This window comes from Candidatus Aalborgicola defluviihabitans, assembly GCF_016705985.1.
Classification (GTDB): Bacteria; Pseudomonadota; Gammaproteobacteria; order Burkholderiales; family Burkholderiaceae_C; genus Allorhodoferax; species Allorhodoferax defluviihabitans.
Genome location: NZ_JADJKN010000005.1, coordinates 20,370 through 41,871 on the forward strand (window position 1 = coordinate 20,370; position 21,502 = coordinate 41,871).

The window sequence follows — 21,502 nt, forward strand, 5'->3', positions numbered from 1 at the left end:
CAATCAAGCTGATTCCATGAGGGACGACAACTCCAGCCAGCGCTCTTCCAACTGGGCGAGTTCGTTGGTCACCCCGTTGAGTTTTTTGCCGATATCGGCAATCTCATGCGGGTGCGTGTTGGTGGTGAGTTGGCTCTCCAGCGCAGCACCTTCGCCATTGAGCACGGCCATACGGGCTTCTACAACCTCCAGCTCTTTTTTGAACTTGGGAGAGGTGTCGCCCTTGGACTTGGTGGGCTTGGCGGTTACCACGGGCACTGGCTTGACCGGTGCCTTGGCGGCCTCCTTGGCTTCTTCGCGCTGGCGTTTGACCTCGTCCAGCAGGTAGCGCTGGTAGTCATCCAGATCGCCATCAAACGGCTCCACACCGCCGCGTGACACCATCCAGAATTCATCGCACACGGCGCGCAGCAGGGCCCGGTCGTGGCTGACCAGCATCACGGTGCCTTCGAACTCGTTGAGCGCCATGCTCAGCGCCTCGCGGGTGGCCAGGTCCAAGTGGTTGGTGGGCTCGTCCAGCAGCAAGAGGTTAGGGCGTTGCCATACGATCATGCACAGCACCAGGCGGGCTTTTTCGCCGCCACTCATGCTGCCCACGGCCTGCTTGACCATGTCGCCACCAAAGTTGAAGGTGCCTAAAAAGCTGCGCAAATCCTGCTCGCGGGTTTGCTGGCCGGCAATCTTGCCTGCGGCGGTCATGTCTTTGACCAGGCGAATCATGTGCTCCAGCGGGTTGTCGGTTAGGCGCAGCACGTCAAGCTCCTGCTGGGCGAAATAGCCGATGTTCAGGCCCTTACCTTCGGTGATCTCACCGCCCAGGATGGGTAGATCGCGCGCAATGGTTTTTACCAATGTGGACTTACCCTGGCCGTTGGCACCCAAAATACCAATGCGCTGACCAGCCAGCACCGAGCGGTTGATGTTGCACGATCACGGTGGGCGGCGTGCCCTGGGCGGCCCTCAGGGGCGGGGTAGCCCACGCTGATGCCGCCATCGACAGCATGGGGTTGGGCAGGTTCTGCGGCTCCTTGAACTCGAAGGTGAATTCGGCATCCGCCAGCAGCGGCGCGATTTTTTCCATGCGGTCCAGCGCCTTGACCCGGCTTTGCGCCTGCTTGGCCTTGCTGGCCTTGGCCTTGAAGCGGGCGATGAACTTTTGCAGGTGGGCAATCTTGTCCTGCTGCTTGGCAAAGGCGGTTTGCTGCAGCGCCATCTGCTCGGCGCGCATGTCTTCAAACTTGCTGTAGTTGCCGCCGTAGCGCACCAGCTTGGCCGCGTCGATGTGCAGGGTGACGTTGGTCACCGCGTCCAGAAACTCGCGGTCGTGGCTGATGACGACCATGGTGCCTTCGTACTTTTTGAGCCAGGCTTCCAGCCAGACCAGGGCGTCCAAATCCAGGTGGTTGGTGGGCTCGTCCAGCAGCAGCAATTCGCTGGGGCACATCAGGGCGCGGGCCAGTTGCAGGCGCATGCGCCAGCCGCCGGAGAAGCTGTTGACCGGGTTGTTCAACTCACTGGTCTTGAAGCCCAGGCCCAAAATCAGGGCCTGCGCGCGCGCCGGGGCATCGTGGGCGCCCGCGTCCTGCAGCGCCATGTAGGCGTGGGCCATGCGGTTGTAGTCGTCGGTGGCCTCGGCGGCAGTCACTTCCTGGCGGGCAGCCAGCAGCACGGTGTCGCCCTCGACCACAAATTCGGTGGCGCTTTGGTCTGTCTCAGGCATGTCTTGGGCCACTTGACCCATGCGCCATTGACTGGGGATGTAGTACTCGCCAGCGTCTTCGTGCAGGTTGCCGTTGAGCAGGGCAAACAGCGAGGATTTGCCGGCGCCATTGCGTCCGACCAGGCCGACTTTTTCGCCGGGGTTGAGGGTGACGGACGCACCATCGAGCAACACCTTGGCGCCGCGGCGCAAGGTGACATTTTTCAAAGTAATCATTGTTGGAGCGTAGTCATCGATTCGCGGGTGACCAATAAAACCTGGTCTTCCCCTGCGCTGGTTTCCAGCCAGACCACTTCCAGATGCGGAAATGCGGCTTCAAAGTGGTGGCGTTCATTGCCGATTTCCAGCACCAGCACGCCACCGGGCGTCATGTGGTGCGGGGCATCGGCCAAAACCGTGCGGACAAAATCCATACCGTCATTGCCACCGGGCCAGGGCTAGCGTGGGTTCAGCACGGTATTCGGCGGGCAACTCTGCCAAGCTCTGGGCATTGACATAGGGCGGGTTGCACAGAATCAGATCAAATGGGCCGCGTGACTGCAGGGCAGGGGAGCGCAGGCCGTCGGACTCCAGCAGGGTGATGCGGTCTTGCAGGCCATGTTTGTCCACATTGATGCGGGCTACCGCAAGGGCATCGGCCGACAAATCCGAGCCGGTCACTACGGTATCAGGGTAGGTCAGGGCGGCTATCACGGCCAAACTGCCGTTGCCGGTGCACAAATCGAGCACAGTGTGGGTGGATTCCTGCAGCCAGTAGTCGATGCTACCTTCAACGATCAGCTCCGCAATCAACGAGCGTGGCACGATGACGCGCTCATCCACGTAAAAGGCAACGCCCTGCAGCCAGGCCTCGTGGGTAAGGTAGGCTGCTGGCTTGCGGGTTTGGATGCGTGCTTCCAAAAGTGTAGCTGCCTGCGTACTATCCACGAGGGTTAGAGGCATATTTCCTTTGGAATCAGGACCGTCCAGCGCGCTATCCAACGGCAAGCCCAGGGACCATAAAACCAACCATGCGGCTTCGTCAAAGGCGTTGGTGGTGCCGTGTCCGAATGAAACCTTGGCATCCGTGAGTTTCTGCGCTCCGGATTCGATCAGTTCAAGCAGCGTCATGCGCGGGCCAGGGCGTCCAGGTTTTCCAGGACGCGGCGGTAGATGTTCTTCAGCGGCTCAATGTCGGCCACTTTTACATACTCGTTGATCTTGTGGATGGTGGCGTTGGGCGGGCCCATTTCAATCACCTGGGGACAAAACTGGGCGATGAAGCGCCCGTCACTGGTGCCGCCAGTGGTGGAAAGCTCGGTGCGGATACCGGTTTCCGCCAGGATGGCGTCTTGCACAGCGCCAACCAGGGTGCCGGGCGTGGTCAAAAAAGGCAGGCCGCCCACGGTCCAGGACAGGTCGTATTCCAGCTCATATTTTTCCAGCACGCGGGTCAGGCGCTTTTGCAGTGACTCAGGCGTGGATTCGGTGGAAAAGCGGAAGTTAAAGTCAATCACCACCGCGCCCGGGATGATGTTGCTGGCACCTGTGCCGCCATGGATGTTGCTGATCTGCCAAGTAGTAGGCGGAAAAAAGGCGTTGCCCTTGTCCCACTCCACCGCCACCAATTCGGCCAGGGCGGGCGCTGCCAAATGGATGGGGTTCTTGGCCATATGCGGGTAGGCAATGTGGCCCTGCACGCCCTTGACGGTGAGCTTGCCGCTCATGGTGCCGCGGCGGCCGTTCTTGATCATGTCGCCGGTGCGCTCCACTGCGGTGGGTTCGCCCACAATGCAATAGTCCATCGTCTCGCCGCGTGCCTGCAGTGCCTTGCAGACGACTACCGTGCCGTCGGTGGCGGGGCCTTCTTCGTCGCTGGTGATCAGCAGGGCAATGGCTAGCTGAGGGTTGGGGTTGGCCGCCAGAAACTCTTCAATGGCCACTACAAAGGCGGCGAGCGACACTTTCATGTCTGCGCTGCCGCGACCGAACAGCTTGCCGTCTCGGTGCGTGGGGGTGAAGGGCGCGCTGTGCCATTCGTTCAACGGCCCGGTTGGCACCACGTCGGTATGGCCTGCAAACACCACGGTCTTGGCAGCCAGGGTGTTTGCTATCGTATTGCTAGTGGACTGTGTAGGTTTGACGAGGGCTACAGGCCGTTTTGCCCACAAATTGGTAACCGAAAAGTCGGCAGGGCCGCTGACGATGGTTTCACACTGGAAACCGACCGCTTGCAACCGCTGGGCGATCAATTCCTGGCATCCGGCGTCCGCAGGGGTGACCGAGGCGCGGGCAATCAGTTGCTCGGCCAGGTGCAGGGTAGAACCGCTCATTCGTGCTTCACGTCCAGGGTAATTTCGGTAAACGATGCTTCTTCGCGTTCTTCCTGGGCCGCAACGGGCTGGTTGGTCTTGGAAAAGTCATTCTGCATCCGCCACATCAGGTTGGTGGGGGAGTCCGCGTTGGCCAGGCCTTCCTTGCGGTCGATCACGCCTTCCACAATCAAGCGGGCGATGTCGTATTCGAAGGACTGCGAACCCTCGGCCATGGATTTCTCCATGGCCTCCTTGACGCCGGAGAAGTCACCTTTTTCGATCAATTCCGCAACCAGTTTGGTGTTCAGCAGCACTTCGATCGCCGGAATGCGCGTTCCAGCAGTGTTGCGCATCAGGCGTTGCGAGACGATGGCCTTGAGCGCAGCGGCCAGGTCGCCCAGCATCGTTTGGCGCACTTCCACCGGGTAGAAGCTCAGGATCCGGTTGAGGGCCTGGTAGCTGTTGTTGGCGTGCATGGTGGCCAGGCACAGGTGGCCCGACTGGGCATAGGCGATAGCCGCCGACATGGTCTCGCGGTCGCGGATTTCGCCAATCAAAATGACATCGGGAGCTTGGCGCAGCGCATTTTTCAAGGCGATATGCAGGGATTTGGTGTCGGTTCCTACCTCACGCTGGTTGATGACCGAGCGCTTGTTCTTGAATAAAAATTCAACCGGATCTTCGATCGTCAAAATGTGGCCAGATACCTGGGCATTGCGGTGGTCAATCATGGAGGCCAACGTAGTGCTCTTGCCCGCGCCAGTGGCTCCCACCATCAGGACCAGTCCGCGCTTTTCCATGATGAGGTCACCCAGGATAGGTGGCAAAAACAGCTCAGCCAGTGGTGGTACATCGACAGTGATGTAGCGGAAAACCGCTGCAATGCTGCCGCGCTGGCGCATGGCGCTGACACGAAAACGCCCCACGCCTGCCAGCGGGAAGCCCATGTTGAGCTCACCCTCGGCGTCCAGTTCGGCCATGCGTTCTGGTGGCAGGATTTCTGCCAGCAGGCTGCGGGGCGCGTCAAAAGGCAGGGACTGGTTGTTGATGGGCACGCATTGCCCGTTGATCTTGATCAGCGCGGGCGAATTGGCCGACAAATACACGTCAGACGCCTTCTTTTCGCTCATCAAGCGAAGAATGCGTTCCATGGTGCCAGATGGATTTGTCGTTGCCATAGTTCAGCCTCGGTTCAAAGAACAAAAAAAATCAATCGCGCAGCAGGTCGTTCAGTGACGTCTTGGCACGCGTCTGCGCGTCCACGCGTTTGACGATCACAGCGCAATACAAGCTGTATTTGCCGTCGGCACTGGGCAAGTTGCCCGACACTACCACTGAGCCAGAAGGTACACGCCCATAGGTTATGGTGCCCGTGGCTCGGTCATAAATTTTGGTGCTCTGGCCAATATACACGCCCATCGAGATAACGGAGTTTTCTTCGATGATGACGCCTTCCACCACTTCGGAGCGCGCGCCTATAAAGCAGTTGTCTTCAATGATGGTGGGGCCGGCCTGCATGGGCTCCAACACGCCGCCAATACCCACGCCACCGGAGAGGTGCACGTTCTTGCCGATTTGGGCGCAAGAGCCGACCGTGGCCCAGGCGTCCACCATGGTGCCTTCGTCCACATAGGAGCCGATATTGCAGTACGAGGGCATCAAGATCACGCCCTTGGCCTGGTAGCTACCACGGCGGGCCACGGCAGGCGGCACTACGCGCACACCGGTCGCCTTCATTTCGTCGGCACTCAAATCGGAGAATTTGGTGGCCACCTTGTCATAAAAGCCCAAGCTGCCGGCTTGCATGATTTCGTTGTCCTTGAGGCGGAAGGAAAGCAACACGGCTTTCTTGATCCACTGGTGGGTGGTCCACTGGCCCACCGATTCGCGGGTAGCGACGCGCAAGCGGCCGGCATCGAGTTCGTTCAGCACGTGTTCCACCGCGTCGCGTACTTCGGCCGGGGCAGAAGCCACGGATATGTTGGCGCGGTCTTCCCATGCGGCGTCAATGGTTTGTTGAAGTTGTTGTGTCATTCAGGCTTCTTTCTACGGTCAGTTGGGGACAGAGCTAAAGGTCTGTCCTACAAAATTTCATGCACGGGATTTCACGAACTGGACGATGCGTTCGGCGGCTTCCACGCATTCGGCCGTTTCGGCGACCAATGCCATGCGAATCCGGTTGGCACCGGGGTTAAAGCCCCGTGCCTCGCGCGCCAGGAAACTGCCGGGCAAGACGGTGACATTGTAGAGAGCGAGCAGGTCGCGCGCGAAGTCGGTGTCACTCCCCTTGACCTTTGCCCACAGGTAGAAGCCGGCATCGGGCAAGGCCACGTCCAGCACCTCTGCCAGCAGGGGGGTAACGCGGGCGAACTTGGCGCGGTATTGCTCACGGTTGTCGCGCACGTGCGCTTCATCGTCCCAAGCGGCAATGCTGGCGGCCTGCACCACGGTACTCATGGCGCTGCCGTGGTAGGTTCGGTACAGCAAAAACTGTTGGATCAGGGCGTCATCGCCAGCCACAAAGCCGCTGCGCATGCCGGGCACGTTGCTGCGCTTGGACAGGCTGGTCAGAATCAGCAGGTTTTTGAAGTCTGCACGACCCAGGCGGGCTGCAGCCTCCAGGCCGCCCAAAGGTGGTTCTTCTCGGAAGTAGATTTCGCTGTAGCACTCGTCGGAGGCAATCACGAAGCCAAAGCGATCACTTAAATCGAACAGTTTTTCCCACTCGGTCAGTGGCATCACCGCGCCGGTGGGGTTGCCGGGTGAACAGACGAACAGCAGTTGGGTGCGCGCCCAGACGTCGTCGGGCACGCTGTCCCAGTCCTGGCCAAAGTTGCGGGCCGGGTCGGAGGGTACGAAATACGGTTGCGCGCCCGACAAGAACGCCGCACCTTCATAAATTTGGTAGAACGGATTGGGGCAAACTACCAGTGGAGGCAAATCGGGTGCCACCCGCCTGGATGGATCGACTACCGTCTGCGCAAAAGCAAACAGGGCCTCGCGGGTGCCGTTAACCGGCAGTATCTGGGTGTTGGTATTGAGTTCGAGCCCGTAGCGGCGTTGCAGCCAGCGCCCAATGGATGCGCGCAAGGCTGGCACTCCGGCAGTTGCCGGATAAACCGCCAAGCCGCCCTGCGGATCGTTGATGGCCTTGCAGTAAGCATCCTTGATGAGTGCGGGTGTAGCGTGGCGTGGCTCCCCAATCCCCAAGCTGACGGGCGCATAGGCGGGATTGGGCGTGACTGTGGCAAACAACTGCCGCAGGCGCTCAAAGGGATAGGCCTGCAGGCGGGACAAATTCGGGTTCATGGGTGAGTATTATCCCTTAGCAATTGCTGCACTGCGCAGCCGGGGACTTATGCAACCCAGCGATCCGGTATTACTTTTTGCGCTTTCCAGAAGCCTTCGCTGGCGTTGGCGGCGATACGGGTTTTACGTCGTCGCCAATAACGCCTTTGAGTGGACAAATTTTGAATGCCGGGCATTTTGCGCAGCTGCTCACAATGGCAATGGGGCACAGGGTCATGGATCAAACTTTCAGTAAATGAAGCAATGCGTGCCAGTATGCGCGCCGCAATGGCGCTTTTCAGCGTGTGGATTCGTAATAGACTGGGTTCACCAGACTGAAAAGTCCAGTTGCGAGTTGCTAGCCTTGGGTGTTGCCGGTTACGTGTTGAAGCGTCCCTGGGTTCCTGAGTGGCTCCAAGGCGCACCCGCACGGTATCATTGCGCTTCTTCGTTGGCGGTAATGCCCGGCAAATACCAATGAAATCAACTGCTTAGCCACTAGTTTTCTTCTTCTGTGCGTCTTAATTCCATCAAGTTATCCGGGTTCAAGTCTTTTGCGGAGCCCACCAACTTCCTGTTGCCAGGCCAACTGGTGGGGGTGGTGGGGCCCAATGGCTGCGGAAAATCCAACATCATGGACGCCGTGCGCTGGGTTTTGGGTGAAAGCAAGGCCAGCGAGTTGCGGGGTGAGTCCATGCAGGATGTCATCTTTAATGGCACCACCACCCGCAAGCCGGCTAGCCGCTCCAGCGTTGAGCTGATATTTGACAACGCCGACCACCGCGCAGGTGGGCAGTGGGGCCAGTTTGGCGAAATCGCGGTCAAGCGCGTGTTGACGCGCGACGGCAATTCCAGCTACTTCATCAACAACCAGCCGGTGCGCCGCCGCGACGTGCAGGACGTTTTTCTTGGCACCGGCCTGGGGCCACGCGCCTACGCCATCATTGGCCAGGGCACGATCAGCCGCATCATTGAATCCAAACCCGAAGAGCTGCGCCTGTTTCTGGAAGAGGCTGCCGGAGTTTCCAAGTACAAAGAGCGTCGCCGCGAAACAGAGAACCGCCTGTCCGATACCCGTGAAAACCTGACGCGGGTAGAAGACATTCTGCGCGAGCTAAGCACCAATCTGGAACGCCTGGAAAAACAGGCGGAGGTCGCACAAAAATACAACGCACTGCAAGCTGATGTCACGCTCAAGCAGCACCAGCAGTGGTTTCTCAAGCGCGCCGAAGCGTTGGCAGACCAGTCGAAGGTGCAGTCCGAAGGGCTGAGTGCCGTCAATGCACTTGAATCCCGTATGGCCGACTTGCGCCATATTGAGGCCGATCTGGAATCCGTGCGCCAAGCACACTACTCCGCTGGTGACCATGTCAATCAGGCGCAGGGCCTGTTGTATGAGGCCAGCACCGATGTGGGCCGCCTGGAGGCCGAAATCCGTTTCGTGGTGGAAGGTCGCCAACGCGCCGAGCAGCGCTTGCAAACGCTGCAAGAGCAGATTGGACAATGGGCCAACCGCAAAGAAGACGCCCAGGCCGAAATTGAACGTCTGGCCGAACTCGCCCTGCTGGGCGATGAACAGACCGAGTTGCTTGCCGCCCAGGTAGAGGAGCAAGCGCAAGCGTTGCCCGATCTGGAAGATGCGCTCACCGCTGCACAATCTGCTGCCAACGACCAGCGCGGCGCGGTCATGCAGGTGCAGCAACAAATCCAGGTGCTGGCGGCCGAGCAGCGCAGTATTGAAGAGCAATCCCGGCAGGTATCCAACCGCCGTGAACGCCTGGATGTGGACCGCAACGCACTGGCCGCGCCAGATGAAGCGCGACTGGAAAGTCTGGAGCAGCAATTGGCGCAAGCGCAGGAGGCCGCAGCAGTTGCCGATGCCCGCCTGCAGGAATTACAGGAAACGCTGCCCCAGCGCGATGAAGCGCGCCGTACCCAACAGCAAATAGTCAACGACGAGTCCGCCCGGCAAGCCGATTTGTCGGCCCGACTGGAAGCCCTCAAAGCCTTGCAGGAAAAGGTCAAGACCGACGGCAAGCTACAGCCCTGGCTGGCCAAGCACGGCCTGGGGCATTTGCAAGGGCTGTGGACCCGCATTCACATTGAACAGGGCTGGGAAAACGCGCTGGAAGGCGCGTTGCGTGAGCGCCTGGCGGGGCTGGAAGTGTCGCGCCTGGAACTGGTGCGCGCATTTGCCCAGGACGCACCGCCGGCCAAACTGGCGTTTTTCAGCCCGCCTCAGGCTTCAACCGCTGAAGGGATCGCACCGCTGCCACGTCTGGCAGACCTGTTACGTGTTAACGACGCCGGGCAAAAGGCTATTCTGGTGGACTGGCTGCATGGCTGCTATACCGCGTCCAGTTTTGACGAAGCCCTGGCACAACGGGCCACACTGAAACCCGGCGAAAGCATCTACGTCAAGTCCGGCCACGTGGTGACGGCCCACAGCGTGAGCTTCTATGCCCAGGACTCCGAACAGGCCGGCCTGCTGGCCCGCGCCCAAGAGATAGAAAATCTGGAAAAAGAACTGCGTGCACAGATCATGATGGCGGACGAAGCCCGTATGGCTCTGGTCCGCGCCGAGGCTGCTTACGCTGACGCCTCACAACGCATGGTGAGCGTACGCCGCGAAGCCACAGAGGCACAATCTCAATCCCATGGCCTGCAGGTGGAGACCTTGCGCCTGTCGCAATTGGCCGAACAGGCACGGGCCCGCAGTGCCCAGATTGATTCCGATCTGGAAGAAGTGCAAGCCCACCTGGATGATTTGCAGGAACGCCGCACGATGGCAGAAGGGCGCTTTGAGTCGCTGGACATGCAGTTGGCTGACAGCCAGGAGCGCCACGCACAGCTGGACGAACGGGTGATCGAAGTGCAGCGCAAACTCAGCCAATGCCGTGAGCAACAACGCACCCTGGAACGCCAGGCGCAAGAAGCCGTCTTTGCCCAGCGCAGCCTGCAAGCGCGTACGGCCGAATTGGCCCGCACCATAGCCACCGCCGACCAACAAGCGGATGCAGTCCAGGCAGAGACGCAACGCGCCCACGATGAACTGTCCCGGCTGACCGATGCCGCCGCCCAGGCTGGCCTGCAAACCGCACTGGCCCGGAAGCTGGAGCGGGAACAGGCTCTGGGTGCCCGGCGCAGCGAGTACGACGATCTGACCGCCAAACTGCGCGCCAGCGATGAACGACGCCTGCAGTTGGAACGTGAACTCGACCCCCTGCGCCAACGCATCACTGAATTTCAGCTTAAAGAGCAGGCCGCCCGCCTGGGCTTTGAGCAGTACGAACAGCAGTTGCAAGATGCCCAAGCCGATCTGGCGGCCATTGAGCAAAGCATCAAGGACGGTAACGTACGCCTCATGGGCATGCAGGGCGATATTGATCGCCTGCACCGTGAAATTGCCGCCCTGGGGGCCGTCAACCTGGCCGCGCTGGAAGAACTGACAGCATCCCGGGAGCGCAAGCAGTTTCTGGATGCCCAGAACAGCGACCTTGCACAGGCCATGCAGACGCTGGAAGACGCCATCCGCAAGATCGACGGCGAAACGCGCGAAATGCTCTCCGGCACCTTCGAGCAGGTCAATCTCCACTTTGGGCGCATGTTCCCGGAGCTGTTTGGTGGTGGTAATGCGCGCTTGGTGATCACCGGTGATGAGATTCTGGATTCCGGCGTGCAGGTGATTGCACAACCACCGGGCAAGAAAAATCAGACCATCCATTTGCTGTCGGGTGGCGAGAAAGCACTGACCGCCATTGCGCTGGTGTTTGCCATCTTCCAGCTCAACCCTGCACCATTTTGTCTACTGGATGAGGTGGACGCGCCGCTGGACGACGCCAACACCGAGCGTTATGCCAAACTGGTGCGCAGTATGAGCAAAGAAACGCAGTTCCTCTTCATCAGCCACAATAAGATCGCCATGGAAATGGCAGAGCAACTCATTGGCGTGACCATGCAAGAGCAGGGTGTTTCGCGTATCGTGGCGGTGGATATGGAATCTGCCATCACACTGGCCGAACTGGCCTAGAAGACTATGAGCAATTTACAGATTGGATTGGCTATTGCCGGCGGGGTTGTTCTCGCTGCGGTGGTGGCGCATGGAGCCTGGAGTTCGCGCCGCAATACTCCGCGCCAGGCCCAGCCCGAACCGAATAGGGATGCCGCAGCCGACGGCCCCCGCGAGCCAGTAATGGGTGACATGGTATTTGACAACCAGCCGATGAGCGTGCCCAGTCTGGCCCGGCGCTCGGCCATGGACTCGCTGATCGACGTCATTGCCACCGTGGCGCTGGACGGTCCCACCATGGTGGTCTCAGGTGAGGCCGCCATCGCTGCTATGCCGGCAACACGCCGTGCTGGCAGCAAGCCTTATGCCATCGAGGGCTACAACGTCCACACCCAGGCTTGGGAGGCACCGATGCCGGGCCAGCGCTACAGCAGTTTCCAGGCCGGCGTGCAGTTGGCCAACCGCTCTGGTGCCCTCAATGAGATCGAATACTCCGAGTTTGTGGTCAAGACACAGGCCTTTGCGGATGCCATCAATGCCACTCCTGAGTTTCCGGAAATGCTGGAAGAAGTGGCCCGCGCCCGTGAGCTGGACCAGTTTGCCAGCGCCCATGATGCCCAATTGGGCTTTACCATCCGCGCCCGCAACGCGTCGTGGAGCCCCGGTTACGTACAGCAAAATGCCGCCCACCTGGGCTTTGTGGCCGGCGGAATACCGGGGCGCATGGTGCTACCAGCCAGTGCGCAGGGTATGGCTCCGGTGCTGGTGCTGGGTTTTGATTCACAAGCGGCCCTGGCCGAAGATCCGGCCCAATCAGCCATTCGCGACATCGCCTTGCACCTGGACGTGGCACAAGTGGACCGCGCTGAGCAGCCGTTTGAGCGCATGCGTGAGGTGGCCGCTGGCCTGGCGCAGACCATGGACGGCGTAGTGACCGATGACAACGGCCAGTTGCTCACCGCACAGACCATGGACCAGATTGGCGTCGAACTCCAGACGTTGTACGACACGCTGGAACAGCGTGATTTGGCCGCCGGCTCGCTGTTGGCGCGACGCCTGTTTGCCTGAGTACGGGCGGGTCACGCCATGACCAACCTGGATCTATTCGCGTCTTCCGGGCCCGGACTAAAAGTTGAGCAAGCGCGGCTACTGGAATTGCACCGGCTGCTTCACACCTACGCCCACCAGTACTACGTGCTGGATGCGCCCCAAGTGCCAGACGCGGAATACGACCGCCTGTTTCAGGAGTTGCAGGCACTAGAGGCCCTGCACCCCGAGTGGATCACGCCCGATTCACCCACCCAGCGGGTGGGTGGCAAGCCACTGGACCAGTTCGCCTCCGTGCGCCACGCCGTGCCCATGCTCAGTATTCGCACCGAGACCGATACCGAGGCCAGCGGCGCGCAAAACTTTGATGCCCGTGTACGCAAAGAACTCGGATTGCTGGAATCCGATCCTGCGGTGGAATACGTGGCTGAGCCCAAGTTCGATGGCCTCGCCATGAACCTGCGTTACGAGCACGGTGTGCTGGTGCAGGCTGCCACCCGTGGCGACGGCGAGACTGGCGAGGATGTGACGCAAAACATCCGCACCATCGGGCAAATTCCCCTGCGTTTGCCGTCCGATGCGCCGCCGGTGCTGGAGGTGCGCGGTGAAGTCTATATGCGCCGCGACGACTTTGAAGCGCTGAACGAACGCCAGCGTGCGCGTATTGCGGCCGGTGAGAAAGGGGAAAAGACCTTTGTGAATCCCCGCAATGCCGCTGCAGGGGCGGTGCGCCAGCTCGACCCTGCCATTGCTGCCCAGCGCCCTTTGAGTTTTTTTGCGTACGGCCTGGGCGCGGTTACGCCCGTAGAGCAGGGTGGACCCAACTTCGGCACCCATTACGAACTGCTTCAGACCATAAAGCAATGGGGTTTTCCGGTTGCAGCCCTCGTGGAGGTTACACAAGGCGCTTCTGAATTAATAGCGTATCACCAGCGCATCGGTGCCAGCCGGGATCAGCTCCCTTATGACATCGACGGCGTGGTCTACAAGGTCAACAGCCTGGCTTTGCAGCAGCAACTGGGCTTTGTCACCCGCGAGCCGCGCTGGGCCGTGGCCCACAAGTACCCGGCGCAAGAGCAGCTCACCACGGTGCTGGGCATCGATATTCAGGTCGGGCGCACTGGCAAACTCACACCGGTGGCCAAGCTGGCCCCCGTGTTTGTGGGCGGTGTGACCGTTACCAACGCCACGCTGCACAATGAAGACGAAGCCCGCCGCAAAGACGTGCGGGTAGGCGACACCGTGGTGGTGCGCCGCGCCGGCGATGTGATTCCCGAAGTGGTCAGCGTCGTGCTGCCCGCAACAGTTGAGGGTGCCACGCCTGCGCTACGCGGCCCGGTGTTCAGCATGCCCCATAGCTGCCCGGTGTGCGGCTCGGCTGCGGTGCGTGAAGAAGGCGAAGCCGACTACCGCTGCACCGGTGGCCTGTTTTGCAGTGCGCAGCGCAAGCAATCTATTCTGCACTTTGCCCAGCGCCGTGCAGTAGAGGTGGAGGGCCTGGGCGACAAGCTGGTGGATCAGTTGGTGGATGCCGGCATCGTCAACACCTTGCCCGATCTCTACCGCCTGGGTCTGACCGCGTTGGCTGCTTTGGACCGAATGGCTGACAAGTCCGCGCAAAACCTACTGGATGCACTACAAAGATCAAAGCAAACCACCTTGCCACGTTTCCTGTTTGGTTTGGGCATTCGCCATGTGGGGGAGGCCACAGCCAAGGCGCTGGCTCGGCACTTTGGCACACTCGACGCCGTCATGGATGCAAGAGTGGAGCGGTTGCTCGAAGTGGCCGACGTTGGTCCGATCGTGGCGACAAGCCTGCGCACCTTCTTTGATCAACCCCACAACCGCGAGGTGGTGGAACAGCTGCGCGCCTGTGGCCTAACTTGGGAAGAGGGCGAGCCCGCCGTGCAGGCGCCCAAACCTTTGGCCGGCAAGACCTTTGTGCTGACTGGCACTTTCCCAACCCTGAGCCGCGACCAGGCCAAAGACTTGCTGGAGGCTGCCGGCGCCAAGGTGGCCGGCTCGGTCAGCAAGAAAACCGACTACGTGGTGGCTGGCACAGACGCTGGCAGCAAGCTGGACAAAGCCCAATCGCTGGGACTGGCTATTCTCGATGAAGCCGGTATGCTGGTCCTGTTGGAAACTCAACCTGGAGATACGCTTGGCCATCCGTGACATTCTTAAGATGGGCGATCCGCGTCTGCTGCGCATGGCCCAAGCCGTGCATCTGGAGGGGTTTGATTCCGATGCCTTGCACCTGTTGGTCAGCGACCTGCTGGACACCATGTTGGCTGCCAACGGCGCTGGGCTGGCGGCACCCCAGATCGGCGTGGACCTACAGGTGGTGGTGTTTGGCAGCCGCGACTCTAACCCGCGTTACCCGGAGCGCCCCTTGGTGCCGCCCACGGTGCTGATCAACCCCGTCATCACCCCGTTGACCACCGATGGCGCAGTGGTTGGCGATATGGCCGAGGAGCTGGATTGGGAGGGATGCCTTTCCGTGCCAGGTCTGCGCGCCAAGGTGCCACGCTGGTCGCACATTCGCTACACCGGCTTTGACCAATATGGTGATCGAATTGACCGCGCCGTACACGGTTTTCACGCTCGCGTGGTGCAGCACGAATGTGACCATCTGTGGGGAAAGCTCTATCCCATGCGGGTACGCGACTTCACCCAATTTGGCTACACTGAGGTCCTATTCCCGGAAATCGCACCATGACCATGAGTCCCGAGCTCACGACGAGACTTGCCAGATCACAAAAAAACGCCTTTGTGGTGATGCTGGAAACAGCTTGGTAGATGGTTTTCTTGCTGCTGTGGCACGGCGTCTTTGGGCCAATCTCCAGACATGACTACAAAACCCACTGAACCTGCCGTCGATGCCACGCAGCGCGCGATGCAGGCATTTATGGATGGCCGCCCCGGTGTGGCCATTGCGCTGCCACTTAAGGATTCCCTGACCCAATCCGCCGCACTGGTGCAGGCGGTAGCTCAACGCGTGCCTTTAGTCTGGGACGGGCAAAGCCAGGACCGCAGCATGCGCTACCGGCTGGTGCCTGTGCCCGACCCCGATGGCAGTGTGCGCAGAGTGGTTGCGTTCGCAGAGGACGTCACCGAACAAATGGATGATAAAAACACCCTGCGCAGCGCCCAGGAGCAGTTTGGGTTTGTTTCGAGCCAAAGCAAGGACGTGGTCTGGCAAATCGACGGCAAGATGCGCCTGACCTATATCAACGATGCCGACTATCACCTGCGGGGTTGCCCGCGCGAAGCGGTTATCGGACAGTCCCTGGTAGATTTGTTCACCGAGGAAGGGCGCTCCATCATTGCCCAGGTTCTAGCCCGGCGCCGCGAAAGCGTGGCTCGGGGCGAGAAGAACACGATTCTGAAATTTGAAGCCCCCCAAGTGTGTCAAAACGGACGCTTGCTGTGGGTAGAGGTTCACGCCGCACCTTTTCATAACCAAAGCGGACAAACTGTGGGCTATATCGGCATCACCCGACCGGTGGGTGAACACGGCCGCATGGAGTCACTGCTGGAAGAAAACCAACGCGAGGTTCACCGCCAACAGCAGGAAATAGCACAACTACGGCTCAGTCTGCAGGAGCAAGCGCTTCGAGACCCCTTGACCGGGCTGCATAACCGCCGCTATCTGGATGAAACCTTTCCACGTGAACTCTCCAGGGCGCGGCGCGAGGGATACCCGCTCTCGCTCATTTTGGTAGGTGTGGACCATTTCAAGACGATTAATGAGTCCCACGGCCACGCCGGCGGCGATGCGGTGTTGCAGGCTTTGTCCTTGATCTTGAACCTGGGAGCACGTGACAGTGATATTTTTTGCCGCTATGGGAACAAGGAGTTCCTGGTGGTCTGCCCCTTGATGGGCCTGGACGACGCGCAGCAGCGGGCCGAAACCTGGCGCCTGGCCCTGAGTGAATCGGCCGTGGAACATGGCGGGTACACCATTCCGGTAACGCTGTCGGCCGGCATTGCGGCTTTTCCGGACAATGGTGCTGATGTTGGCACTCTGCTGCAGCGGCTGCACCAGGCCTTTTACCGTGCGCAGCAGGGCGGGCGCAATAGTGTTGTTCGAAGTCCGGGGCAAACCGGCGACTGATTTCCCTGGTGGCTGCGGCGCGCAGTCCAATGGAAGTATTGCAGGTTTTTCTGCATTATCCGGACAGCGCTTCGAGCAACTCGGTTTCGATTTCGATCTGCTTCCTGTTGCTTTGCAGTTCGGGACCATCGATCAAAAAGGTGTCTTCCACCCGTTCGCCTAGCGTAGCGACCTTTGCCAGTTGCAGGTTGAGATGGTGGCGCGCCAGTACCAGGGCAATGTTGTAGAGCAAACCGACACGGTCGCTGGCCGAGACGTTTAGCAGCCATCGCTGGCCCTTTTCGTCCGGCGTCAGTGTGACGCGTGGCGCTATAGGAAAACTTTTGACCCGGCGTGACACCCGGCCCCGGCTGGGTGCAGGCAAGGGGCCGGCCACGGTAATTACTTTTGCCAAATCGTTTTCCAGCAAGCTGGTGATCTCGCGGTATTCCTCCGGAGCGGCCGATGTGATGACCTGGAAGGTGTCGAGCGCGTAGCCATTCCTGGCGGTATGGATGCGCGCATCCAGAATGCTGAAGCTGCGTTGGTCAAAGTAGCCGCAGATCCGGGCCAGAAGGTCACTTTGATCCGGGGTGTAGACCAGCACCTGCAGTCCTTCTCCGACGGGCGAACGGCGTGCCCGTACCACGGCCTTGCCGGTACCCACCAGCCGGGAAAGTTGGCGCGTATGCCAGGCAATATCGGACGCATCGTGGCGCATAAAGTAACCCACGTCCAGCGTGTCCCACAGCGGCTTGTGGGCCTCAAAGGGCAGGGAGTGCATGTTGACCAGTACCAAGGCCTCGCGCTTGCGAGCCTCCACTTCAGCGTCTGGATCGGGGGCGTGGCCACCGAGGGCGCGGCTGGTCAGGCGGTATAGATCTTCCAGCAACTTGCCCTTCCAGGCGTTCCAGACCTTGGGTGAGGTGCCGCGGATGTCTGCCACGGTTAGCAGGTAGAGGGCGGTCAGCTGGCGCTCGTTACCCACCCGCTTGGCGAAATCGAGAATGGTTTGTGGATCGCTCAGATCGGACTTTTGGGCGATGCGGCTCATGGTCAGGTGCTCGCGCACCACGAATTCAATGAGTTGGGTGTCTTCTGCCGCAAAGCCGTGCTGTTTGCAAAAGCGCCGTACCTCTACCGTACCCAGTTCTGAATGGTCACCACCACGGCCTTTGGCAATATCGTGGAATAGGGCCGCCACGTACAACAGCCATGGCTTGTCCCAACCACTGGCGAGTTGTGAGCAGAATGGGTACTCGTGCGCGTACTCCACAATGAAGAATCTGCGCATGTTGCGCAACACCATGAGGATGTGTTGGTCCACCGTATAGACGTGGAACAGGTCGTGCTGCATCTGCCCAACGATCCGGCGAAACACCCACAAGTAGCGCCCCAGCACCGAGGTCTGGTTCATGAGCCGCATCGCATGCGTAATGCCTGTCGGCTCCATCAGAATTTTGTTGAACGTCTCACGGTTGACGGGGTCGCGTCGAAAGCCAGCATCCATCAGATTGCGAGCGTTGTACAGGGCTCGCAAGGTACGTGCGGACAAACCCTTGAGGCCCAGGTTGGTTTGGTAAACCAGAAAGGTTTCCAAAATGGCATGGGGTTCACGCTCGTACAGGTCGTCACTAACCACATCAACCATCCCGGCCTTTTCATTGAAGCGGTCGTTGATGCGGTGTGGTGTGTGGGTAGACGGGTAGAGCCGCTCCTCGATGTTGAGCAACAGGATCTGGTTGAGCTGGGCCACGGCCTTGGCAGCCCAGTAGTAGCGCTTCATCAGAGCCTCGCTGGCGCGCACGACCGGGCGACCGTTGGATGCGCCCTTGCCCTCGCCAAGGCCGAAGGATTCGGCCACAGCAGTCTGCATGTCAAAGATCAACCGATCCTCACGGCGATTGGCAATCAGGTGCAGACGGGCACGCACCCGGACCAATACGGATTCATTGCGCCGTATTTGCTGCACCTCAAACTGCGTAGCCAATCCGTTGGCGGCTAGTTCATTCCAGTTGTTGCCGTAACCTGCTGCCTTGGCAACCCACAGAATGATTTGCAGGTCGCGCAACCCGCCGGGCGACTCCTTGCAGTTGGGCTCCAGGGAGTAGGGTGTGTTTTCGTACTTTGTGTGGCGCTGGCGCAGTTCCAGCGTCTTGGCCACAAAAAACGCCTGTGGATCCATGGCTGCAAAGTAGGCCGCTTGAAATTGCTGCATCAATGCAGCATCACCGGTGACCAGACGACACTCGAGCAGTGCGGTTTGTATCGTCACATCCCGGTGGGATTCAGCCAGGCAACTGCTCAAAGTGCGAACGCTGGAGCCAATCTCCAGGCCGGCGTCCCAGCAACTGCCAATAAAGGCTTCAATGCGGGCCTTGAGTGTCGTGTCTGTTTCGGGGTCATACCCGTCCGGCAGCAAGACCAGCACATCCACATCAGAAAAAGGAAACAGTTCACCGCGCCCGTAACCACCGACGGCCAGCAATGCAAAGGGGGCGTTCAGGCCGGCTTTGTCCCACAGCCGTTTGAGCACCCCATCTGCCAACTGCGCAAGTCGCGCTAGGGTCTTGTGCACATCGCGCCCCGTTGCGTTGGTGCGGGAGATGCCCTGCAACAGCAGTGCTTTTTGGCTTCGGTATTCGGCGCGAAGTGCCTGTAGGTCAGCCATGGTTGAAGGCTGTGGCGAAGTCGTTGTCAGGTGCTGGCTTGTGCCGGCACAAACGCGGGTGTTGGCGGTGTGCCGGCCGATACGGTCAGAACCTCGTAACCCGTGGGGGTCACTAAAACAGTGTGTTCCCACTGGGCTGACAGTGAATGGTCTTTGGTCACGATGCTCCAGCCATCCTTTTCGGGTCCCTCTTTGATGTCCTTCTTGCCCGCATTGATCATGGGTTCAATGGTAAAGGTCATGCCTTCTACCAATTTTTCCAGCGTTCCGGGGCGGCCGTAATGCAACACCTGCGGTTCTTCATGAAAAATACGCCCAATGCCATGCCCGCAAAACTCCCGCACCACGCTAAAACCGTGGCCTTCAGCAAACTGCTGAATGGCATGGCCAATATCGCCGAGGTGGATGCCTGGCTTGACCATTTTGATGCCGTGCCACATCGCGTCATAGGTGATGGCGCACAGACGCTTGGCGGCAATGGATGCTTCGCCCACCATGTACATGCGGCTGGAATCGCCATGCCAGCCGTCTTTGATCACCGTGACGTCGATATTGACGATATCGCCCTTTTTGAGTGGCTTGTCGTTCGGAATGCCGTGGCAGACTTGGTGGTTAATCGAAGTGCACACCGATTTGGGATAGGGCGTGCTGCCTCCCCCGGTGTAGTTCAGTGGTGCAGGAATGCCGCCTTGCACTTGGGTAATGTAGTCATGGGCCAGTTTGTCGATCTGGTTGGTGGTAATACCAGGCTTCACAAACGGAGTTAAATAGTCCAGCACTTCGGAGGTCAGGCGACCAGCAATCCGCATGCCCGCGATGCCTTGTGCGTCTTTGTAGGTAATTGTCATGGGTCAATTATCCCCGAGGGCGAAGCACTGTACGCAAACACGGTTTCTGACGGTTAGGCAGCACCCTCTAAGCTAATGACCAGTTGGTCGGTACCATCGCCCTCAAAGGAGATTTCGATGACTGATTCATATCTGGGTTTTACCAGTTCGCCTCTGGGATCCCGTATTGCGGCCATGCTGGGTTTGCCCCAGCCGGTGCCACTGGAACGCTACCAACCAGGCCAACCGTTGATTCGCGGCAGCGTGCTGGTGGGCGCTGGGCCCAACCCCCAGTTATTGGGAGCACTGGCCCACGTATTCAAGTCTATCGGCGTGCAAACTGTGGCCCACCGCGATGTGCCGCAATGGATGGGTCTTGCCAATCCAATGGGCATGATGACCGGCCGTTGGGGCACAGATGACCAGCCCGGTGAAAAGGTGAAAGCACTGGTGTTTGACGCCACCGGCCTGACCGACAGCAATCAGTCTGACGCAATTTACAATTTTTTCCACGACGCTGCGCGGTCCATCCTGTCTTGTGGCCGGGTTGTGGTGCTAGGTCGCCCGCCAGAGGCATGTGTGTCACCGCGTCAGGCTACCGTTCAGCGTGCGCTTGAGGGACTGACCCGTGCCTTGGCGAAGGAACTCAAACGCGCAATTGCCGTGCAATTGGTTTACGTTGCTGAAGGTGCCGAAGACCAGCTGGAAGGTGCACTGCGTTTCTTCCTGTCCCCCCGCTCGGCCTATGTGTCAGCCCAGGTAGTACGCATTGGTTTGCCTATCAGCCCGGCTACGCAAGCGATGGACTGGAGCCAACCCCTGGCCGGCAAGAAGGTGCTGGTTACTGGCGCGTCGCGCGGTATTGGTGCATCGATTGCCGAAGTGATGGCACGTGACGGCGCTCAGGTGATTTGCCTGGATGTTCCCCAAGCGCAGGCCGGGTTGGATGAAATTGCCCAGCGCCTGGGTGCCAAAGCCTTGGCACTGGATATTGGCGCACCCGAAGCGCCCCAGGCGTTGGTCAACGCAGCACTGGCCGATGGCGGCTGGGACGTGGTGGTGCACAACGCGGGTATCACCCGCGACAAAACCATTGCCAACATGAAAGACCACCTGTGGCAAGCGGTTGTCAATGTCAACCTATCCACGCAGGAGCGCATCAACGACGCACTGGTGGAGTCGGGTGTGCTCAAGGCTGGCGGACGCATTGTTTGCGTGTCGTCTATCTCCGGCATTGCCGGCAACCTGGGGCAGACCAACTACGCGTTCTCCAAGGCCGGCGTCATCGGCATGGTGCAGAGCATGGCACCGGTGCTGGCACAGAAGGGCATCACCATCAATGCGGTGGCGCCGGGCTTTATTGAAACACAAATGACTGCCGCCGTGCCCTTTGCGATCCGCGAGGCAGGTCGGCGCATGAATTCCATGGGGCAGGGCGGGCAGCCCGTGGATGTGGCTGAAACCATTGCCTGGTTTGCTTCGCCCGCATCGGCGGGCCTGACGGGCAACGTGGTGCGCGTGTGCGGACAAAGCCTGTTGGGAGCATAACG

General features: G+C 59.8%; 12 protein-coding genes and 2 pseudogenes. 6 read left to right on the forward strand and 8 right to left on the reverse strand.

What is annotated here, in order from left to right:
* Positions 1–3 precede the first annotated feature (3 nt).
* From IPI80_RS04960 to dapC, 6 genes and pseudogenes are all read right to left on the reverse strand, one after another.
* Positions 4–1,936, reverse strand: a pseudogene (locus IPI80_RS04960) (ABC-F family ATP-binding cassette domain-containing protein).
* A pseudogene (prmB, locus tag IPI80_RS04965) lies at positions 1,933–2,830 on the reverse strand (50S ribosomal protein L3 N(5)-glutamine methyltransferase). The pseudogenes IPI80_RS04960 and prmB overlap by 4 nt, the downstream one beginning before the upstream one ends.
* Positions 2,827–4,032 carry a succinyl-diaminopimelate desuccinylase gene (gene dapE, locus IPI80_RS04970; RefSeq protein WP_413857788.1) on the reverse strand — a complete coding sequence of 402 codons (1,206 nt, stop codon included), beginning with the start codon at positions 4,030–4,032 and terminating at the stop codon, positions 2,827–2,829. Before dapE ends, prmB begins: the two are co-directional and overlap by 4 nt.
* Positions 4,029–5,165 (reverse strand): PilT/PilU family type 4a pilus ATPase, encoded by a 1,137-nt coding sequence (locus IPI80_RS04975; RefSeq protein WP_413857790.1) that lies wholly within the window; start codon positions 5,163–5,165, stop codon positions 4,029–4,031. Before IPI80_RS04975 ends, dapE begins: the two co-directional genes overlap by 4 nt.
* Positions 5,166–5,223: 58 nt before the next feature.
* On the reverse strand, positions 5,224–6,048 hold the full coding sequence (gene dapD, locus IPI80_RS04980) for a 2,3,4,5-tetrahydropyridine-2,6-dicarboxylate N-succinyltransferase (RefSeq protein ID WP_413857792.1): 825 nt from the start codon (positions 6,046–6,048) through the stop codon (positions 5,224–5,226).
* Positions 6,049–6,105: 57 nt separating this feature from the next.
* Positions 6,106–7,323 (reverse strand): succinyldiaminopimelate transaminase, encoded by a 1,218-nt coding sequence (gene dapC, locus IPI80_RS04985; RefSeq protein WP_413857794.1) that lies wholly within the window; start codon positions 7,321–7,323, stop codon positions 6,106–6,108.
* A gap of 493 nt (positions 7,324–7,816) precedes the next feature.
* Between dapC and smc the strand changes: the two genes are divergently transcribed.
* The 5 genes from smc to IPI80_RS05010 all read left to right on the forward strand — a co-directional run bounded on the left by smc (position 7,817) and on the right by IPI80_RS05010 (position 16,475).
* Positions 7,817–11,332 carry a chromosome segregation protein SMC gene (gene smc / locus IPI80_RS04990; RefSeq protein ID WP_413857796.1) on the forward strand — a complete coding sequence of 1,172 codons (3,516 nt, stop codon included), beginning with the start codon at positions 7,817–7,819 and terminating at the stop codon, positions 11,330–11,332.
* A gap of 6 nt (positions 11,333–11,338) precedes the next feature.
* Complete coding sequence (locus IPI80_RS04995; protein WP_413857798.1) at positions 11,339–12,379, forward strand: cell division protein ZipA C-terminal FtsZ-binding domain-containing protein; 1,041 nt, start codon at positions 11,339–11,341, stop codon at positions 12,377–12,379.
* A gap of 18 nt (positions 12,380–12,397) precedes the next feature.
* Positions 12,398–14,533, forward strand: coding sequence for an NAD-dependent DNA ligase LigA (ligA, locus tag IPI80_RS05000; protein ID WP_413857800.1), 2,136 nt, complete (start codon positions 12,398–12,400; stop codon positions 14,531–14,533).
* Positions 14,520–15,077, forward strand: a complete 558-nt coding sequence (locus tag IPI80_RS05005; RefSeq protein WP_413857802.1) for a peptide deformylase — start codon at positions 14,520–14,522, stop codon at positions 15,075–15,077. The genes ligA and IPI80_RS05005 overlap by 14 nt, the downstream gene beginning before the upstream one ends.
* Before the next feature lie 129 nt (positions 15,078–15,206).
* Positions 15,207–16,475, forward strand: a complete 1,269-nt coding sequence (locus IPI80_RS05010) for a diguanylate cyclase (RefSeq protein WP_413857804.1) — start codon at positions 15,207–15,209, stop codon at positions 16,473–16,475.
* A gap of 55 nt (positions 16,476–16,530) precedes the next feature.
* Here the strand turns inward: IPI80_RS05010 and IPI80_RS05015 are convergent, their stop codons facing one another.
* Positions 16,531–19,125 carry a [protein-PII] uridylyltransferase gene (locus IPI80_RS05015; RefSeq protein ID WP_413857806.1) on the reverse strand — a complete coding sequence of 865 codons (2,595 nt, stop codon included), beginning with the start codon at positions 19,123–19,125 and terminating at the stop codon, positions 16,531–16,533.
* Positions 19,126–19,151: 26 nt separating this feature from the next.
* The gene (gene map / locus IPI80_RS05020; protein ID WP_413857808.1) at positions 19,152–19,973 is read right to left on the reverse strand and encodes a type I methionyl aminopeptidase; all 822 of its coding nucleotides are present in this window, start codon (positions 19,971–19,973) and stop codon (positions 19,152–19,154) included.
* A 117-nt stretch (positions 19,974–20,090) separates the two neighbouring features.
* Here map and IPI80_RS05025 point away from each other — a divergent pair, with 117 nt between their 5' ends.
* Positions 20,091–21,500: a 3-oxoacyl-ACP reductase gene (locus IPI80_RS05025; RefSeq protein WP_413857810.1), complete on the forward strand. Its 1,410-nt coding sequence runs from the start codon at positions 20,091–20,093 to the stop codon at positions 21,498–21,500.
* The last annotated feature ends 2 nt before the right edge of the window (positions 21,501–21,502 follow it).

What these genes read in the sequence shown, in the direction of transcription:
- IPI80_RS05025 (WP_413857810.1), top strand. Translation starts at nt 20,091, where the DNA reads ATGACTGATTCATATCTGGGTTTTACCAGTTCGCCTCTGGGATCCCGT.
- dapC (WP_413857794.1), bottom strand. Translation starts at nt 7,323, where the DNA reads ATGAACCCGAATTTGTCCCGCCTGCAGGCCTATCCCTTTGAGCGCCTG.
- IPI80_RS05010 (WP_413857804.1), top strand. Translation starts at nt 15,207, where the DNA reads ATGACTACAAAACCCACTGAACCTGCCGTCGATGCCACGCAGCGCGCG.
- dapE (WP_413857788.1), bottom strand. Translation starts at nt 4,032, where the DNA reads ATGAGCGGTTCTACCCTGCACCTGGCCGAGCAACTGATTGCCCGCGCC.
- IPI80_RS04975 (WP_413857790.1), bottom strand. Translation starts at nt 5,165, where the DNA reads ATGGAACGCATTCTTCGCTTGATGAGCGAAAAGAAGGCGTCTGACGTG.
- ligA (WP_413857800.1), top strand. Translation starts at nt 12,398, where the DNA reads ATGACCAACCTGGATCTATTCGCGTCTTCCGGGCCCGGACTAAAAGTT.
- IPI80_RS05015 (WP_413857806.1), bottom strand. Translation starts at nt 19,125, where the DNA reads ATGGCTGACCTACAGGCACTTCGCGCCGAATACCGAAGCCAAAAAGCA.
- IPI80_RS04995 (WP_413857798.1), top strand. Translation starts at nt 11,339, where the DNA reads ATGAGCAATTTACAGATTGGATTGGCTATTGCCGGCGGGGTTGTTCTC.
- map (WP_413857808.1), bottom strand. Translation starts at nt 19,973, where the DNA reads ATGACAATTACCTACAAAGACGCACAAGGCATCGCGGGCATGCGGATT.
- dapD (WP_413857792.1), bottom strand. Translation starts at nt 6,048, where the DNA reads ATGACACAACAACTTCAACAAACCATTGACGCCGCATGGGAAGACCGC.